General features: G+C 42.0%; 13 protein-coding genes and 1 other annotated feature (1 of these 14 cut by a window edge). Of the genes, 4 read left to right on the plus strand and 9 right to left on the minus strand.

The features are described from left to right. Positions 1 to 66 precede the first annotated feature (66 nt). Positions 67 to 672 (minus strand): porin family protein, encoded by a 606-nt coding sequence (locus ALKIM_RS0111250; protein ID WP_026474745.1) that lies wholly within the window; start codon positions 670 to 672, stop codon positions 67 to 69. A gap of 40 nt (positions 673 to 712) precedes the next feature. Next, complete coding sequence (locus ALKIM_RS0111255) at positions 713 to 1,384, minus strand: OmpA family protein (protein ID WP_026474746.1); 672 nt, start codon at positions 1,382 to 1,384, stop codon at positions 713 to 715. Between the two features lie 345 nt (positions 1,385 to 1,729). Between ALKIM_RS0111255 and rmuC the strand changes: the two genes are divergently transcribed. Then, a complete protein-coding gene (rmuC, locus tag ALKIM_RS18315) occupies positions 1,730 to 3,166 on the plus strand; it encodes a DNA recombination protein RmuC (protein ID WP_044117903.1) in 1,437 nt (478 codons plus the stop codon). A gap of 82 nt (positions 3,167 to 3,248) precedes the next feature. On the opposite strand, the gene nadC is transcribed toward rmuC, so the two are convergent. Together nadC and ALKIM_RS0111270 are read right to left on the minus strand one after the other, a co-directional pair. After that, a complete protein-coding gene (gene nadC / locus ALKIM_RS0111265; RefSeq protein WP_026474747.1) occupies positions 3,249 to 4,094 on the minus strand; it encodes a carboxylating nicotinate-nucleotide diphosphorylase in 846 nt (281 codons plus the stop codon). After that, entirely contained in the window at positions 4,087 to 4,494 is a 408-nt protein-coding gene (locus ALKIM_RS0111270) for a DUF4783 domain-containing protein (RefSeq protein ID WP_026474748.1), read from the minus strand. Before ALKIM_RS0111270 ends, nadC begins: the two co-directional genes overlap by 8 nt. A 481-nt stretch (positions 4,495 to 4,975) precedes the next feature. On the opposite strand from ALKIM_RS0111270, the gene rlmH reads away from it, so the two are divergent. Both rlmH and ALKIM_RS18320 read left to right on the plus strand, forming a co-directional pair. Continuing rightward, positions 4,976 to 5,449, plus strand: a complete 474-nt coding sequence (rlmH, locus tag ALKIM_RS0111275) for a 23S rRNA (pseudouridine(1915)-N(3))-methyltransferase RlmH (protein ID WP_026474749.1) — start codon at positions 4,976 to 4,978, stop codon at positions 5,447 to 5,449. A gap of 23 nt (positions 5,450 to 5,472) precedes the next feature. Next, positions 5,473 to 9,177, plus strand: coding sequence for a sensor histidine kinase (locus ALKIM_RS18320; protein WP_235714408.1), 3,705 nt, complete (start codon positions 5,473 to 5,475; stop codon positions 9,175 to 9,177). On the opposite strand, the gene ALKIM_RS0111285 is transcribed toward ALKIM_RS18320, so the two are convergent. Then, positions 9,153 to 9,539: an RDD family protein gene (locus ALKIM_RS0111285; RefSeq protein WP_026474750.1), complete on the minus strand. Its 387-nt coding sequence runs from the start codon at positions 9,537 to 9,539 to the stop codon at positions 9,153 to 9,155. The two genes, ALKIM_RS18320 and ALKIM_RS0111285, sit on opposite strands and share 25 nt — an antisense overlap. Before the next feature lie 281 nt (positions 9,540 to 9,820). Between ALKIM_RS0111285 and ALKIM_RS19335 the strand changes: the two genes are divergently transcribed. Further along, the gene (locus ALKIM_RS19335; RefSeq protein WP_052345527.1) at positions 9,821 to 11,983 is read left to right on the plus strand and encodes an endo-1,4-beta-xylanase; all 2,163 of its coding nucleotides are present in this window, start codon (positions 9,821 to 9,823) and stop codon (positions 11,981 to 11,983) included. A gap of 328 nt (positions 11,984 to 12,311) precedes the next feature. Here ALKIM_RS19335 and ALKIM_RS0111295 read toward each other — a convergent pair whose 3' ends face one another. From ALKIM_RS0111295 to era, 4 genes are all read right to left on the minus strand, one after another. Continuing rightward, positions 12,312 to 12,893, minus strand: coding sequence for a response regulator transcription factor (locus tag ALKIM_RS0111295; RefSeq protein WP_026474751.1), 582 nt, complete (start codon positions 12,891 to 12,893; stop codon positions 12,312 to 12,314). Positions 12,894 to 12,907: 14 nt separating this feature from the next. Next, positions 12,908 to 13,642 carry a hemerythrin domain-containing protein gene (locus ALKIM_RS0111300; protein ID WP_026474752.1) on the minus strand — a complete coding sequence of 245 codons (735 nt, stop codon included), beginning with the start codon at positions 13,640 to 13,642 and terminating at the stop codon, positions 12,908 to 12,910. A 293-nt stretch (positions 13,643 to 13,935) separates the two neighbouring features. Further along, a complete protein-coding gene (der, locus tag ALKIM_RS0111305) occupies positions 13,936 to 15,249 on the minus strand; it encodes a ribosome biogenesis GTPase Der (protein ID WP_026474753.1) in 1,314 nt (437 codons plus the stop codon). A gap of 141 nt (positions 15,250 to 15,390) precedes the next feature. Beyond that, complete coding sequence (era, locus tag ALKIM_RS0111310) at positions 15,391 to 16,275, minus strand: GTPase Era (protein WP_026474754.1); 885 nt, start codon at positions 16,273 to 16,275, stop codon at positions 15,391 to 15,393. A gap of 514 nt (positions 16,276 to 16,789) precedes the next feature. After that, positions 16,790 to 17,001, plus strand: a sequence feature (mutual gap in cmsearch alignment for this rRNA model is longer than 100) (it continues 1,072 nt past the right edge of the window).

Below are 17,001 nucleotides of genomic sequence, written 5' to 3' on the forward strand. Positions count from 1 at the left end.
TCAGAACTAACAAAAAAAGGTGCCAGAATCAACTCCGGCACCTTTTTTATAATTTAAGTTTACTTGTTAGAAGCGGTATCCCACTGAAAGACCAAAGCCGCTGTTTTTCATTGTTACATCTCCAGAATCTTCAGGAGCAATGTTAATAAGGCCAAGTTGGGTGTTAAACTGAACAGAGAAACCTCCACTAAACATATATCCGAATGATAGATTACCTCCCATGTCGAATGGTTTGTAATCCTCATCTTTTCCAAATTTGATATCCTCTGTTTCATTTCCGAATTTGGCTTTGCCTCCAATTCCATAAGCCAAATAGGGACCAAAAGCAAGAATCAGGTTGCCTTCACCAAGCAATGGTTTGTAAAGAAGATTTAAAGGAACTTCAAGATAGTTTAATTTGGTGGTGATATCATCGCCCATCATTTCATACTTCATCCCTTTTGTGGTGAATAACAGACCTGGTTGGAAATAGAAATCAGGAGCTACTGGAACTTCCAAATCAACTCCGATATTAAATCCTGTAAGCATTTTTGTATCAAGTTCAATGCCTCCACCTTTAATGGTTTGGTTTGAAAAGTTTACGCCACCTCTTACTCCAAAAGTTGTTTGTGCTTGTAAGGCAGGTAGTGCCAAAAGCATGGCAACGGTTAAAATTGCTGATAGTTTTTTCATGATGATTAAAAGTGTTAGTTAAGGAAAATAAAAATGATTACTATTTAGCTGCTTCAGCTTCTGCTTCGGCTCTCATTTTTTCGTTCGCTGTAATTACAAACTCAACGCGACGGTTCTGTACACGGCCTTCTTCTGTATCATTCGAATACTTAGGAGAAGTAAGTCCATATCCAACGGTTTGCAGTCTGGCAGTTGAGATACCCTTCGATACCAGATAGTCGGTAACCGATTTGGCACGGCGTTCTGACAAACGCTGATTGTAGGCTGCTGAACCAGTACCGTCAGTATGTCCCTGAACTTCGATGTCGGTGTCGGGATATGCTTTGAAAACGGTTATCATCTGGTCAAGATTGGTTTTGGCTTGAGCAGAAAGATCAGCGCTGTCAAATCCAAAAAGGATGGCGCTGCTTAGCTCAACAATGATGCCTTCACCCACTCTTTCCACTGTAGCGTCAGGCATTTTGGCCTTCATCTCTTCAGCTTGTTTATCCATTTTATTGCCAATGATGGCTCCGGTAACTCCTCCTACGGTAGCTCCTACTACAGTTCCCACAGCTGTGTTACCTGCTGTACGGCCTACAATGGCTCCGGCAGCAGCACCAGCAGCAGTACCTATCATGGCACCTTTTTGCGTGTTACTTAGCGATGAGCATCCTGAAAGTATCATTGATGCCACAGCTGCCAACATAAACAGTTGTCTTAATTTGCTCATAATCAGTTTTGTTTTAAAGTTAATAAGTTTAAGTTACAGACTTCAATATTAAGCTGATTTCACATGATATGCAACAATATTTTTATTAATGTGAAACTGATAGTGTTCTACCTTGTTATTTCTAAACTAAATATAACTCTTTGAAAAGGATTTTGTTCATCTACAGGCTGTTGCTTATCTCTATTATTCTGTTAATATGGAAGATAAATATTTTAGTCCGGATTTTTATTTTGGTCTCACAACCTACCTTTAAAGCTTGATTGTCGAATATTGGAACTATTATTTTTAAATTTGACACTGTTTGTCTTTCGCAATCCTTTTATTTGCAAATAAAATAGTTGAAATATGGATATATTATTATTGGCACTTTTGGTTCTCTGTATTGGTTTGCTGGTTATTATTATTTTCAAACCTACAGCTAATAAAAACAATGAAATAATGGATCGGCTAGGTAGTCTGATTCAGGCTGAGTTAATGGAGAATCGTGCCGAATTTTCGTTGGGTCTCAAGCAAAACAGGGAGGAGCTTTTGGGCGGCATCGATCGGCTTACCATTAAACTCGAAGAAAAACTTAATGCTATAAATGAAGGCATCCATAAAAATGCGCGTGAGGATAGGGAGGAGTTGTCGGGAAACTTGACTCAGTTAACTCAAAAAATCGAGGAGAAACTCGCTGCAATGAATGAGGCGATGACTGTTAATGCGCGTGTTAGCCGTGAGGAACTAGGAAAGTCGTTGCAGCAGTTTCAGGATACATTTTCTAAAAATGTACGCGACTTTAATGATCTTCAGAAACAGAAGTTCGATGACATGGCTCGCCGTCAGGATGAGCTGGTGAAATCTACTGAGCTGAAACTGGAAAAAATGCGTGAAACGGTTGATGAGAAGCTGCATAAAACTTTGGAAGACAGGCTTGGGCAGTCATTTAAACTGGTGAGCGAACGTCTGGAAGCGGTACAAAAGGGGCTTGGCGAAATGCAAACTCTTGCAAATGGCGTAGGCGATTTAAAGAAAGTGCTCACCAATGTAAAAACCAGAGGTGTGTTGGGCGAGATTCAACTTGGCAATATCCTGGAACAGATTATGGCGCCCGAGCAGTATGATGCCAATGTGAAAACCAAACAGGGTTCTGGCGATCATGTGGAGTATGCCATTAAGCTGCCCGGTAAGGACGATTCCGGCAATGTGGTGTATCTGCCCATTGATGCGAAGTTTCCGCAGGAGGATTATTTACGTCTCCAAACTGCTTTTGAGTTGGGCGATAAGCTGGCTATTGATGTCGAGAGTAAGCGTCTGGTGCAGTCTATTAAAAAGAATGCACGCGACATCCGCGATAAGTATATCGATCCTCCAAACACAACTGATTTTGGCATCATGTTTTTACCTGTTGAGGGATTGTATGCCGAAGTGGTTCGCCAACCTGAACTTATTGCGCAATTGCAAGGCGAGTTTAAAATTATCGTCACCGGGCCAACCACCCTTGCTGCCATGCTGAACAGTTTGCAAATGGGCTTCAAAACGCTCGCCATTCAAAAACGCAGCAGTGAAGTTTGGCAAATTCTTGGAGCCGTGAAAACGGAGTTTGGTAAGTTTGGCGAGGTGCTGGAAAAGGCCAGAAAGAAGATTAATGAAGCGGACAAGGAGCTTGATGCTTTGGTGGGTACGCGAACACGGATGCTCATGTCAAAATTGAAAAGGGTGGAGCAACTTCCGGCCGGTGAAACGGTGAAGCTTCTGGATGGTACCGCCGATTCCGATGAGGAGGAGGGTGCGGTGGAGTAATTCGGTTGATTATATCCTTAAAAATAGAGCGCCGGTGCATTGTCAAATATGCATCGGCGCTCAATTTTGTGTTGTATTGTGGTTAATCCATTGCTTTAAGACTTAAATCCAGGCTTTTGATGTGATGCGTCAACGCCCCAACCGAAATGTAGTCAACTCCGGTTTCGGCATAGGCTCTAATGGTCTCTAGAGTGATAGCTCCGGATGATTCCGTTTCGAAGCGCCCGTTTATTAATTTTACTGCCTCCCGCGTGGTGGCTACATCAAAATTATCGAGCATGATTCTGTTTACCTGACCCACTCGCAAAACCTCGTTTAGCTCCTCCAAATTTCGAACTTCCACCTCTATTTTCAGATTCTTCCCGGCCTTGTTTATGTAGTTGTTTGCCGACAGAATGGCTTTTTCGATACCTCCCGCAAAATCTATGTGGTTGTCTTTGAGCATTATCATGTCATAAAGCCCAAAACGATGGTTTTTGCCTCCGCCAATTTTAACAGCTTCTTTCTCTAAAAAGCGCATCCCCGGTGTGGTTTTGCGGGTGTCCAGAATTTTAGTCTGTAGTCCGTTAAGTTCGTCAACATACTGACGGGTGCGGGTGGCAATGCCACTCATTCGCTGCATCACGTTAAGTGCCAGTCGCTCTGCTTTTAACAGCGTCCATACGGTGCCTTCTACCGTGAAAGCAACATCGCCCGGCTTTATACCATCGCCATCCGAAAGTATCTGCTCAATTTTAATGTCAGGTTCTACTTCGCGGAATATCGCCATTGCCACCTCTACGCCGGCCAGAACGCCATTCTCTTTTACCAGAAGAGCCGCTTTACCCTTGGCATCAGGCGGTATACAAGCCATTGAAGAGTGGTCGCCATCTCCTATATCTTCATCAAGTGCATCGTTTATAAACTTCCGGAGTACACGTTTATTCATCTTGCTTTTCTACTCTGAGTTGATGTATAAGTGTTTGGTTACCTGTGGTTTTTGTGAGAAACAGAATGCGGAACTGTCCCCTGTTGTAATTATACCTGCCAATGGCAAAAGTGGCGTTTTCGCGAATTCCCTGATGTATCACCTGAAAGGATACTGGTGGGTAATTGTCGAAGAAATCCTTTATAAGGAACTGGGCCTGCTCTTTACTGAAAACACCTGATTTGGACGGAAGCACCAATTCAACTTTATTGTTGAAGTATGATGCCAGCTCAAATGCATCGCCATTTCGGGTAGCTGCAGTAATTGCCTCGGGCAACTTACCTTCTGATTGCGCATGGCCGCTAACAATTCCAATTAGCAGCATGCCGGTTATCATTAAAATAGTTTTTAGCGTTTTCATGAAACGATTATTTTGGTTTTTCTGATGCAGTGTAAAAACGATCCTGCACATAAGGCTTAGTTTCTATCAACTGCTTTATACGAGAAATGCATACACATGTTTCGTATAGTTCAATTTGAAGGTACAAAAACTAAACCATAAATTTGGATAGGGTTTCTTATTTTTGTTTTTTGCTGATGCTTTGCGTATTCTTACTGGTTTTACCCGAATACTTTTTGGAATGTAGAATTATCAGATTATTGCATCCTGTCAGTATTTACAAGGTATTTATCCTGCAAATAAACGAACTTATTTGAATATGGGGGGCTTGATTGGTGCTTTTTTATGTTGTTACCCATTCAGATTTGTTCGTTTTTTCAATAAAATTAGGATTTGAATAGCAAAAATAGAGACGAAACGAGTCATGAGCAAACCTTTCTCAATCATAGGAATGATTAAGTGGCGTGTTGCGTATGGGAACTAAAAAACAAATTTTAAACAGATGAAAACGCACCTCTTAATGATTGGACGCACAGACGAGGCCTGGCTTGGTACAGGAATTGCTGAGTATTTTAAACGTATCACCAGATACATCCCTTTTCAGGATATGGTGATTGCAGACATAAAAAAGGGTAAAAATACCACTGAAACTATTGTTAAGGAGAAAGAAGGGGAGCTGATTTTAAAGCAGGTGTCGGCTGGAGATATTTTGGTGTTGCTAGATGAAAATGGGAAACAGTTAACATCGCGTGAGTTCTCTTCTTTTGTGGAAAAGCAGATGGTTGGCGGGGTGCGTAACCTCTTTTTCGTCATTGGTGGAGCGTATGGATTTTCAGATGCTGTGTATGCTCGTGCCGACCATAAATTGGGGCTTTCGCGAATGACGTTCTCCCATCAAATGGTGCGATTGATATTTGCAGAGCAGCTATACCGGGCAATGTCAATTTTAAACAATGAACCTTATCATCATGATTAATTTCTGATACATTTTTTCAACCTATGCAACAGTACACCCGCACCATATTTATATCACTCATTTTCTTTGCATTGTTCATCATATTGGGAGGAAGCATGCGCCACTACGCAGGCTTGCGACCCGTTCGTGATTTTAATGCCGACAAAATAGAGCGGCTCGTGAACTCAAGCAGAACGGCCATGTTGTCGCAATTGGAGCGGATGCCGCTTGAATCTTACACGTCACATGAAGATTTATGGAGGGGTATGGATTCTCTTCAGTTTCGCAACATGGATGTGTTGGTGTTTCAGGGGTTCGAACTCGTGGCATGGAGTAACAGGTTATTGCCTGTTGATGGCATAAATCCGCAGTATTTTAAACATCAGCTGGTACGTCTCGACAATGGCTGGTATCTTACCGCATTTAAACAGCATGGGCAGGTTCTGGCAGTTGGGTTCACATTGTTAAAGCATGAGTTCCCTTATCAAAACCAGTTTTTGCAGGATGGCTTTCCTTCGCGCTTTGGCCTGGAATCATCAGTGATGATTAGCCGTGAGCAATCACCTGATTATGTGCCTGTCAGGGACGAGGCCGGTAACTTCCTTTTCAGCTTTATTCCTGCTGGTTCGCAGACAAAGCAGTCCATTCTGTTGGTTCTGTCAGGTATCTCTTTTTTGCTGGGACTTGTCGCCTTTTGGGTGTTTATCTATTACCTTCAGCGGCATTTCAGGTATCGGAATTGGATAAACCTCTTGTGGGTGGCATCTTCAGTGGTTTATGGCCTCATATACTATATGTTGATTTGGCGGGTTGGCCTTTCGGTTATTCAGGAGCAGGAGCTGTTTTCTCCGGTACATTTTGCCATGTCGGCATGGCTACCCTCGCTGGGCCACTTTCTTTTATACGTTTTTCTTCTGTTCTCTGTATGTTTCTGGTTTTTTAAGTTCTTTCGTTTACCGGTTGTATTCCGGTCTGGGAGGTTGTCTAAACCTTCCTTGCTATTGGCACTGTTCCTGTTTTTAATTTTGTGTGCGTTTTATCTTATATACATTAGTCGACTGCTCTATTTGCTTGCAGAGCACTCTTCTGGCTCCATGATTCTCGTTAAGGTTATCGATATGGATTTGGTGGCCTTGGTTAAAATCGTGATGGTAGCTTTTTTGCTGCTCTCGTTATTGCTGGTTTTTGAGCGTGTTGTGCTGATGTTCGTGGTGCATCTGAACCGTTTGAGCTTGTTTGCTACAGTGCTTGGTGTTTCCATTCTTTTAGCGTTTGTGTTTGGCGGAGTCGGAGTGGGTGAGAGTGATTGGGCCTTTGTGTTTTTTCTGTTGGCAGGAAGTATGCTTATATTTCTTCGACGTAAGCCCCATCTGGCACATTCTTATTCAACCTATCTTTGGTTTGCCGGTCTCTTTGCTGTATATGCGGGCATGGTGATGATGGATATGACCATACGAAAGGAGGAGTCAAATCGCGAATTGTTGGTCGAGAATCTTTCATTTCAGTTGATGCGCGATGAGGATCCGGTAGCTGAAATGTACCTTTCCGAAATTGAAAAACAGATATCAAACGATGCCACATTAATGCGTCTGCTTGCACAGCCCGATTTAGACCCTGATGCCATACGCAACCATCTGGTGAAATTTTACTTTTATGGATATTGGGGTAGGTATGAGATGCAGATAATTCCCTGCTGGCCGCAGGGTGATCTGTTTATTCAGGAAACGGGAGAGGTGCGCAACTGTTATAACTATTTTTTTCAGTTGCTCGATGGTTTTGGTTACACAATTCCTGGTAGCAATCACTTTCATTATCTAGACAATCACAATGGCCGGGTATCCTATTTTGGTGTTTTTCGGTTTTTTCCAAACGATCCGGTTCGTGAAACATCTTTGTTTATTGAGTTACATTCCAAAGCTTTTTTTGAAGGTCTGGGATACCCTGAGTTACTTATCAGTGATCGGGAACAGGCTCGCCTCAGGTTGTTTAACGAGTATTCACATGCCAAATATATCAATGGGCGGCTGGTAAAACGCTCCGGCGACTATCCCTATAAAAGCGAATCTCATCATTATAAAACGGTTTTAAATGATAAGGTGTTTCTCAAAGAGGGCGATTATTCTCATCTTGTTTATCAACCCGATGAGAATACTACAGTGCTATTAAGCCGAAAGGATTATACCGTTTCGGATGTGTTCATGGCATTTTCAATCTTTTTTATCATTTTCTTTTTTGCTGGTTCTATAATCATACTGCTGCTTCAATGGCGATCCACAGGGTTTTCTGTCCGGCTTTCCATTCAAAAGCGGATTCAAGTGGCGTTTGTATTATTAATGCTGGTTATGCTGATTATAGTAGCAACGGGTACCGTCTATTATACTGTGCAGCAATTTAAGCGTAAGCATCTTGAGTTGCTTGAGAATAAAATCCAGTCTGTATTGCTCGAGTTGGAGTATAAGATTGGTTTTGACGGACCTGAAACTTCAAGTCCCGAAGAGTATCTTAATTATCAGCTACAGATGATATCCAACGTATTTTATTGCGATATAAATCTATATGGAATCGACGGAAAGTTAATAGGAACATCGCGACCCGAGCTATTCAGAAACGGGTTGGCCGGATTGCAAATGAATCCCAGAGCCTATTTTAGTCTGGCCTATACAGATGCCGTGCGTTTTCTGGATGAAGAGCGCATCGGAAACTTAAGATATACTTCCTTTTATGTGCCGGTTCTCTCAAATGACAACCGGTTGGCAGGCTTTGTGAATCTTCCATACTTTGTGGGAAACAATGAGTTACGTGAGGAGGTGTCCTCTGTAATTGTTACTGTTATCAATTTTTACCTGATGTTCTCATTTCTGGTAATTGGGCTGGCGGTTTTTCTGGCCAGACAGATTACACGCCCCTTGCTCATGTTGCAGGATAGGATTTCACGCATCAAACTGGATAGATTAAATGAGAAGATTGATTATAAGGCCGACGATGAAATTGGAGAGTTGGTTCAAGAGTACAACCGTATGGTTGAGGAGTTGGCAGTGAGTGCCGATAAACTTGCCAAAACCGAGCGAGAATTGGCCTGGCGTGAAATGGCCAAACAGATTGCCCATGAAATAAAGAATCCTTTAACTCCAATGAAGCTGAGTATTCAGTATTTACAACGTGCTTGGAACGATAAGGTTGAAGATTTTGACGACTATTTGAAACGCGTAACCAATACCCTGGTAGAGCAAATTAACAATCTTTCATCTATAGCCTCGGAGTTTAGTAAGTTTGCGCAAATGCCTTCAGCAAAAGTAGAAGTTGTAAATCTTGTTGAAAAGGTTGAGAATTGCTGTATGTTGTTTTCAAAATCAACCAAAACTGAGATTTTGTTGAACAATACGGTAGGTGAAGAGATTCTTGTGAAGGCGGATGGCGAACAGTTGCTGGGTGTTTTTAACAATCTGATAAAAAATGCCATTCAGGCAATCCCGTCCGGGCTAAAAGGTGTTGTAAAACTGGAAATTTCTGTACACGATGAAATGGCTCGAGTTACTGTGAGCGACAATGGCAAGGGAATAGCAGAAGAGATCCGCAGTAAATTGTTCGTGCCCAGTTTTACTACAAAAACCGGTGGTATGGGACTTGGACTCGCCATTGCCCGACGTATCATTGAAAATGCAGGGGGTGAAATATGGTTTGAGTCCACCGAAGGTGTTGGTTCGGTTTTCTTCGTAGAACTCCCTTATTTTTCTGACTCTTCGCTATAAATAACATCCGTGTGTGCCCATTTGTCTGCCAGTCGCTTGCCCTTCGAAAACAAAAACCAGAGGTCAATGAGATTTACAATGGGTATTAGCGTTACAAGTCCCCTTATTACCGATTTCTCGGGATAGGCTGTTAATGATTCGTTTTGAGGCAATGCCACCGTTTTTATTTTAAGCAGGTGCTTGCCAAAACTCTGGCCTTTCAGGAAAGGCAAAGCGTCACGCATTAGGTGATATATAAGTCCAAACATCCATCCAACCCGCGGAAAAAAACAGAGCCCTACGGCAATTATTAAATCTATTATTGCAGCGGTGATTCGTTCCGTTAGAGGCGCTGATAAGGCTTGCTTTGTGGGTTCTGACATTGCCATTCGATTAATTTCTTGTGCGCCCAAATATAGAAAGTTTTTGCATTCCTTCTAATCAGATTTTTCTTTGTGTTTTGGAGTATTTAATATGGTCTGTTCTGTTATCGTAATTTTTTCTAAGTGTAACTCGTTGGAAAATAAAAGCATGTGGATTTACGTGTTCGTTTTTTGCATTTATTTTATTAATTATTACATCTATTAAACTTTTGTTCTTAGATTTGCAACAAGCGTTATATTAGCGCGCGAACAGTCACTTATTCACTATTTTAACTACTATTATGAGAAAAGTTTACACACTCCTGCTTTTTGTCTTTTTGCTGCTGATATGGCAGTCTGGTTTGTTCTGTTCCGAAATACATGCCAATGGCCCCTGGGGAAACAATACTCCTCCATCGGCAGTAATAACCTATCCTCATAGCAATGCTTATTATCAGGAAGGCTCTGATATTGTATTCAGAGTTTACTCTACGGATGTGGGTGGTTCTTTTCCTGCCGGCACTGTTTCAAAGGTTGAGTTTTTTGTTGACGATGTAAAAGTGCACGAATCAGCAACGCATGTCAATCATACCTACTCGTTTGTGCTCGAGGATATGCAGGTTGGGGAGTATCGGCTTACTGCTCGTGCCACAGACAATCTTGGCGCAACCTTCACTTCTGCGGGGGTACTATTGCACGTAGGTACACGGCCTGCTATTAAGCGAGGAATGAGCGCAGGTAAGGGCAAGTATCTTGGGAATATTCTCGCTGGAAGTAGTGTTCGTGCCGATTACCTGGATTTGTGGAATGGCGTAACTGCCGAAAATGCGCACAAATGGGGTAGTGTGGAAGGTACAAGAGATGTAATGCGGTGGACAACAGGTGACAATATCTATAATTTTGCCAAGAACAACAATTTAGTATTCAGATACCATGCCGTTGCATGGGGTAGTCAGTACCCTGGGTGGTTAAATTCTATATATCCTTTAAGCCTTGAAGATCCTGAAGTTACTGCTACCGACGAAGAAATGGAGGCGTTTGTGACAATTTTCAGGGCAGAAATTGATAACTATATGGCCGAAATGGCTGCCAGATATCCATACATGGATCAAATTGATGTGCTAAACGAGAACCTTTATTTAACTACCTACAACGGAAAGGAACATGCGGCTGGAACTCCTATTTTCAGAGCCGGGATGGGTGGCCCCGGAGAAACTGGATACGATTGGGCAATTTGGTTGTTTGAAAGGGCTCGTCATTATTTTCCGAACTCCAAATTGGTGATGAACGATTTTGAACTGGAAAGTAATCCTGCTGGCATTAACGAGATGCTTGATGTGATTAAAGTACTTCGCGATAGAGGACTTATTGACGGATTTGGAACGCAGGCTCACACGTTCAATATTTATGGTATGTGGAATGCTACATCAACGTTGAAACAGCGCATCGATTTGATGGCTTCAGGCGGTGTGCCGGTATATGCTACCGAATTTGACATTGCAAGTGGCTCACCGGCTTCTGAGGCCAATCAATTGCGTTCATATCAGAATGTGTTTCCGGTGTTTTGGGAGCATCCTGCAGTTGCCGGTATTTCTTTATGGGGATATGTTGAAGGACAAACATGGATATCTGGTACCGGCCTGCTTAATAGCGACGGAACAAAACGCAGTGCCATGATTTGGCTCGAGAATTACATGGCAAACCAGCCCAATGTTGGCTTTCCCTTTGTTGGTGAGGAGCCCGACAATCAGCCAACGAGCAATATGCTAATAAATGGTGATTTCGAAATGGGCACCATGGGCTGGGATATACAGAATCACAGCGGTGCAAATGGCACTATCGCTGCGATTGAGAACACGGATATGTCAGGTTCTTATGCCTTGCAAATCTGTGCATCAAGTACCGGTACAGCAAACTGGCATGTGCAGGTGCGACAAAATGCGCCTTTTGTGGCAGGTAAGAAATATGAGATTTCATTCAAGGCCAAGGCCGATGCACCACGTAACATCGCAGTGGCCGTACAGCAAGAAGGTGGAAGTTGGACAACTCATTTCCAGAATGATGTTAGTTTAACAACCGAGCCTCAATCATTCAGTTTTGAGTTTAGTCCAACAGTTACTGATGCTACAGCCAAGCTGAAATTCTACACAGGAACCAATTCTGTATGTGTATATGTTGATCGTGTCGTTTTCCGCGAAATGGTTGGTTCCTCCATTAATGACCCTGCCAAACAGCGCATCATGCAGGTATTTCCCAATCCTCTTAAAGATCTGCTTTACATTACAGGCGATGGGAGCCATGTAGATGTGAATTATGAGATATATAATTCTACCGGACAGATGGTGATGCGTGGAGTGGTTGCTGAAGGTACAGGCATTTCAACATCAAGCCTGCTTAAAGGTGTCTATATTGTTCGCGCTACTTATGGCAATTCATTTGAGGTTCATACTGTTATTAAACAGTGATAGCATGATTAATTAAAACAGATATAATAGCAAAAAATAGTTGGTATAAACCTCTGTGTGCCTTGTATCTATTGAGATTTGATAGAGTTTATTGAAATTGGTTTCAATAAACTCTGTTTTTTTCGTTCTTTTTATGCCAGAGACATCGGCTCGTATCTGTTATGTAAGGATGGACTTTAGTCCATACAAGTGCTGAAGTCTATGTTGTAAGAGAGCTGTAGGCTCGGTATATCATGGTCGTTTGTAAAAATGCATCGTTCCTCCGGAACTTTTTAAAACAACAACGCCTCATGTCAATCAATATGAGGCATTGTTGTTTTCTGCATTTTCACGAGATGTCATCCATCTTTATAATCCCATTTAGAATGGCATATACCGTAAGTCCGGATACACTTTTAATGTCAAGTTTTCGGGTGATGTTCTTTCTGTGCGAAATTACCGTATGGGTGCTAATGAAAAGTTTGGAGGCAATTTCTTTGTTTGTTTGGCCCAAAGCAACATGTTTCAAAATGAGCTTCTCTCTTGATGTCAACTCTTCGGAGTTTTCGGGCTCTTCTGAATCATCCATTCCAAGCGGACGCACACAAAGGGTAAGCTTTTCAGTAATGGTTAATTTCGAGTCGTAGATGGAAATTTGATTGGATGGCGATCCCGGTGGGAGCGGTGTCGTAATAAGGTGAATTATTTTTGAGGGATCAACCACTTCGTTTTCGAAAGAGCGATCGGGCAGTGCTGCTTCAATCGAGGTGTTGATGATTAGGATATCCGGCACAAAATGATGCAACACTTCATTGAGCCCCATGTGGGAGCCCAACACTTCAATCTGGGTAACTTCGGGAAACTGTTCCAAAATTTGAATCAGGCCTTTCCTTACCAGATAGGATTGTTCAACTATCAATATCTTAATCATTCGAACCTGAATTATTAATTGGATTCACGATTTTTGAGTTCTGCTTCCATTCTTCGTACTTTTGGTATAAGCACGTTTTCTTCAAGCAACGTGTGATCCTTTAAATCTTTCCCCAAGCGGTATATCTCAAGCAACAGGTTCGTGAAGTGACAGTTGTTGGATGGTGGCGGCAGATACTTTAACAGAATGGACTGCAAATCGAAAATTTTCTCCTCCAAATCACTGTGGTTGTCCAAATATTTATCAATAGTGTAATCGGGATATTTCTGTTTAAAATCGGCTAAAGATATTTCACCTTTTATTACGTTCGAAAGTGCTGTAATGTATGGAAATGTTCTGCACTCTTCATCCTCTATGTGCTCAGTAAACTCCCTGATGTATTCTCTGAAAAATTGTATCATCAAGCGGGCAGATTGATCCGGAATGTCGGTTAGCTCTTCGAGTAGTTCAATCTCCTTTTCAATTCGTGGTATTTGGTAATGAAGATAGCATCTATGCGTATGTTGCAGGTAGGTGATTAACCATTGCGGATCACCTTGAATCAGTTCTTCCTGCGGGAAATTATCACGCTCGTTGAACCATTGCGCCAGTTGAAGGAAAAAATCCACATCAATGGCTGCCTCCTGACAAACTGAGGTGATGGTTTTATCCTTAAACCCGAATGGAATCTGAAGGCGCTGAATTACGGCTAGTATCTCGAAGTTGAGATGCACCAAATCGGTCATCTTCATATTGGCATGTATGCGCATGGCGGTTAGTTAGCTTATTTAGACCGCGTAAAAATAGTAAAACTTTTTATTTTTTTGATGTGATGCCATTCGCGTCTAACCATTTATTAAATTTTTATAACATGATATAGTTGTCATATCCATTTTTGCCACGTGTACTAAAGACCAATTATGGCGATGATTAACGCGGTTTTGCCCCCGCAATTGGCAGATATGTTTTGGGATTGCCTTTTGGGGCGTACATCAGGACAAAAAAATGCCTGACAAATGGCTGGTTTGTCAGGCTTTTTTTTGAATTCAGAACTTCTACATGCTTATTTTTTTCGCATGAAAATGTTGATTGGCACTCCTGATAAATCCCATTTGCCACGTATTTTATTCTCCAGAAAGCGTTTGTACGGCTCCTTAATATACTGAGGCAGGTTGCAGAAAAATGCAAATGAAGGCGTGGTGGATGGCAGCTGAGTGATGAATTTGATTTTTATGTATTTACCTTTTGTAGCCGGCGGTGGCGTGGCTCCAATAAGTGGTAACAGATATTCGTTAAGTTGTGAGGTCGGAACTTTACGCTTCATATTCTCGAAAACTCTTGCAGCCTCTTCAAGGGCTTTAAAAATCCGTTGTTTTGATACTGCTGAGGTAAATACGATGGGGTAATCAACATAAGGAGCGGTTTTTGACCTGACTTCGGCTTCGAAGTTTTTCACTGTATGGTTGTCTTTCTCCATGAGATCCCATTTGTTCACCACAACTACAACCCCCTTTTTGTTGCGTTCAATCAGACTGAAAATTTTCTGGTCTTGTCCTTCAAACCCACGGGTAGCATCAATAAGTAGCAAACAGACATCTGAGTTTTCGATGGCACGTACGGCACGCATCACCGAGTAAAACTCCAAATCTTCATGCACTTTGGTCTTCTTGCGTATGCCGGCTGTGTCTATCAGCAGAAAGTCGTGACCAAATTTGTTGTAGCGGGTGTGGATGCTGTCGCGCGTAGTTCCTGATACAGGCGTAACTATGTTGCGGTCTTCTCCGATAAATGCATTTACAATTGATGATTTCCCGGCATTGGGACGTCCCACCACTGCAAATTTTGGCAGCTCTTCTTCATCTTCGTTCAGCGTCAACTCCTTCTTTGGTAATGCCTCAACCACCGCGTCCAGCAAATCGCCGGTTCCGGCTCCGTTTATCGACGAGATGGAAAACAGATTTTCCAAACCTAGTGAATAGAAGTAGGCTGCTTCGGGAATTCTTTCGTTGGTATCAACTTTGTTCACCACAACGAAGGCCTTTTTACCGGAGCGACGGATTATCTCTGCCACACCTTCATCGTAATCGGTAATGCCGGTGGTTACATCCACCACAAACAGCAACATGTCTGCTTCCTCAATCGCAATTAAAACCTGGCTGCGGATGGCTTCTTCAAAAACATCCTCTGAATTTACAGCATACCCACCTGTGTCAATTACCGAAAAATCAACACCATTCCAGTTGGCCTTGCCGTATATGCGATCTCTTGTTACGCCAGACATTTCATCTACTATGGCATGGCGCGAACTGGTAAGACGGTTAAAAAGGGTGGACTTCCCAACATTGGGACGCCCTACTATTGCAACGATACTACTCATCTAATTTATATGTATTGGCTTGTTATTACTTAATAAACGCGACTGCCAAAAGTTAATTGTCAATTATTTAAAATGCGAGTCGCAAAACCCTTCTGGTCTTTATATGACTTGAAAACGCTTTTTTTCAGCAGCCAAAGTTACCTATTTCTGCTCATAACCAAAGTTGCGTAACAGATTATCCTGATCGCGCCAGTCTTTAGTAACTTTCACAAATATTCGCAAAAACACCTTTTTGTCAATGAATTTCTCAATGTCCTTCCGGGCTTCTGTGCCAAGTTTTTTAAGCGCTTTGCCCTGATGGCCTATAATGATGCCTTTTTGCGAGTCGCGTGCCACATGTATTATGGCATTGATGTCAACTTGTTTCTCGGTATCTTTAAATTGCTCTATCTCTACCTCCACCGAATAGGGAATCTCCTTCTGATAGTACAATAAAATCTTTTCGCGGATAATCTCCGAAACGAAAAAGCGCTCAGGCTTATCTGTTAAAGCATCCTTATCAAAGTAAGGCGGCGACTCGGGTATCAACTCCAATATTCTTGCGAAAAGTCGGTCGGCATTAAATTTATGCATGGCCGAAATGGGATATATCTCTGCCTCGGGTATCAACTCCTTCCATTTCGATGCCAGTTCATCCAGATGCTCTTGTGTCGATAAATCAATTTTATTAATCGCCACAATCACCGGCAGGTTGGTTTTCCTAACCTCTTTCAGAAAGTTTTCATTTTTGTCTGATGTTTCAACCGTATCTGTCAGATATAAAATGATGTCGGCATCGGTTAATGCAGACTTGCTGAACTTAAGCATCGATTCCTGAAGCTTATAATTGGGCTCAAGCACACCAGGGGTGTCTGTAAAAACAACCTGATAGTCGTCCTGATTTACTATGCCAATAATCTTATGTCTTGTGGTTTGTGCTTTTGAGGTGATAATCGAGAGCCTTTCCCCAACAAGCAGATTCATTAAGGTAGATTTACCAACATTGGGATTGCCAACGATACTTACAAAACCGGATTTGTGCGTCATTATAAAATATTTCTTATTTATTTTGAAGCGGCAAAGTTACGATAAATGGCGGTTATTTTTTATGTTTTGACAGAAACTTAACCTTTCATAACTCTTGTATGTGCATTGCATATCAGTCGTTTTACATTTTTTAATACAAAAGAGTGTGTAAAAAGTTTGGAGCGTAAAGGATGAACGTCTACTTTTGCACTCGCTTTCCAAACGGGGAAAGGCACAAGAGGAGTCGGTTTGTAGCTGACAATTATTGAAGCAAGCGGCAAGATTTAGAGGTTTATTAAGAGGGAAAACATTTCTCAAAAAAACTTTGAAAAACATTTGGAGTTTAGAAATTAAATCCTTTATCTTTGCAGCCCCGAAACGCAGGACAGACATCGGTTTGTTGTGTGGGGAAACAGGAAGAAAAAGTTCTTTGAAAATATTGATGCAATACCAAAAAAGAAACAAGGTTAAAACAAGCAACGTCCTTTCGAAAATTTCTTTGAGGAGCACAGGAAAACATATTAAAATCTTTTCTACAACGAAGAGTTTGATCCTGGCTCAGGATGAACGCTAGCGACAGGCCTAACACATGCAAGTCGAACGGTAAAATGGTAGCAATACTATTGAGAGTGGCGCACGGGTGAGTAACGCGTATGCAACCTGCCTGTAACTGGGGGATAGCTACCCTGAAAGGGGAATTAACACCGCATAAGACTACGGCATCGCATGGTGCAGTGGTAAAATATT

This window comes from Alkaliflexus imshenetskii DSM 15055 (genome assembly GCF_000517065.1).
Lineage (GTDB): Bacteria > Bacteroidota > Bacteroidia > Bacteroidales > Marinilabiliaceae > Alkaliflexus > Alkaliflexus imshenetskii.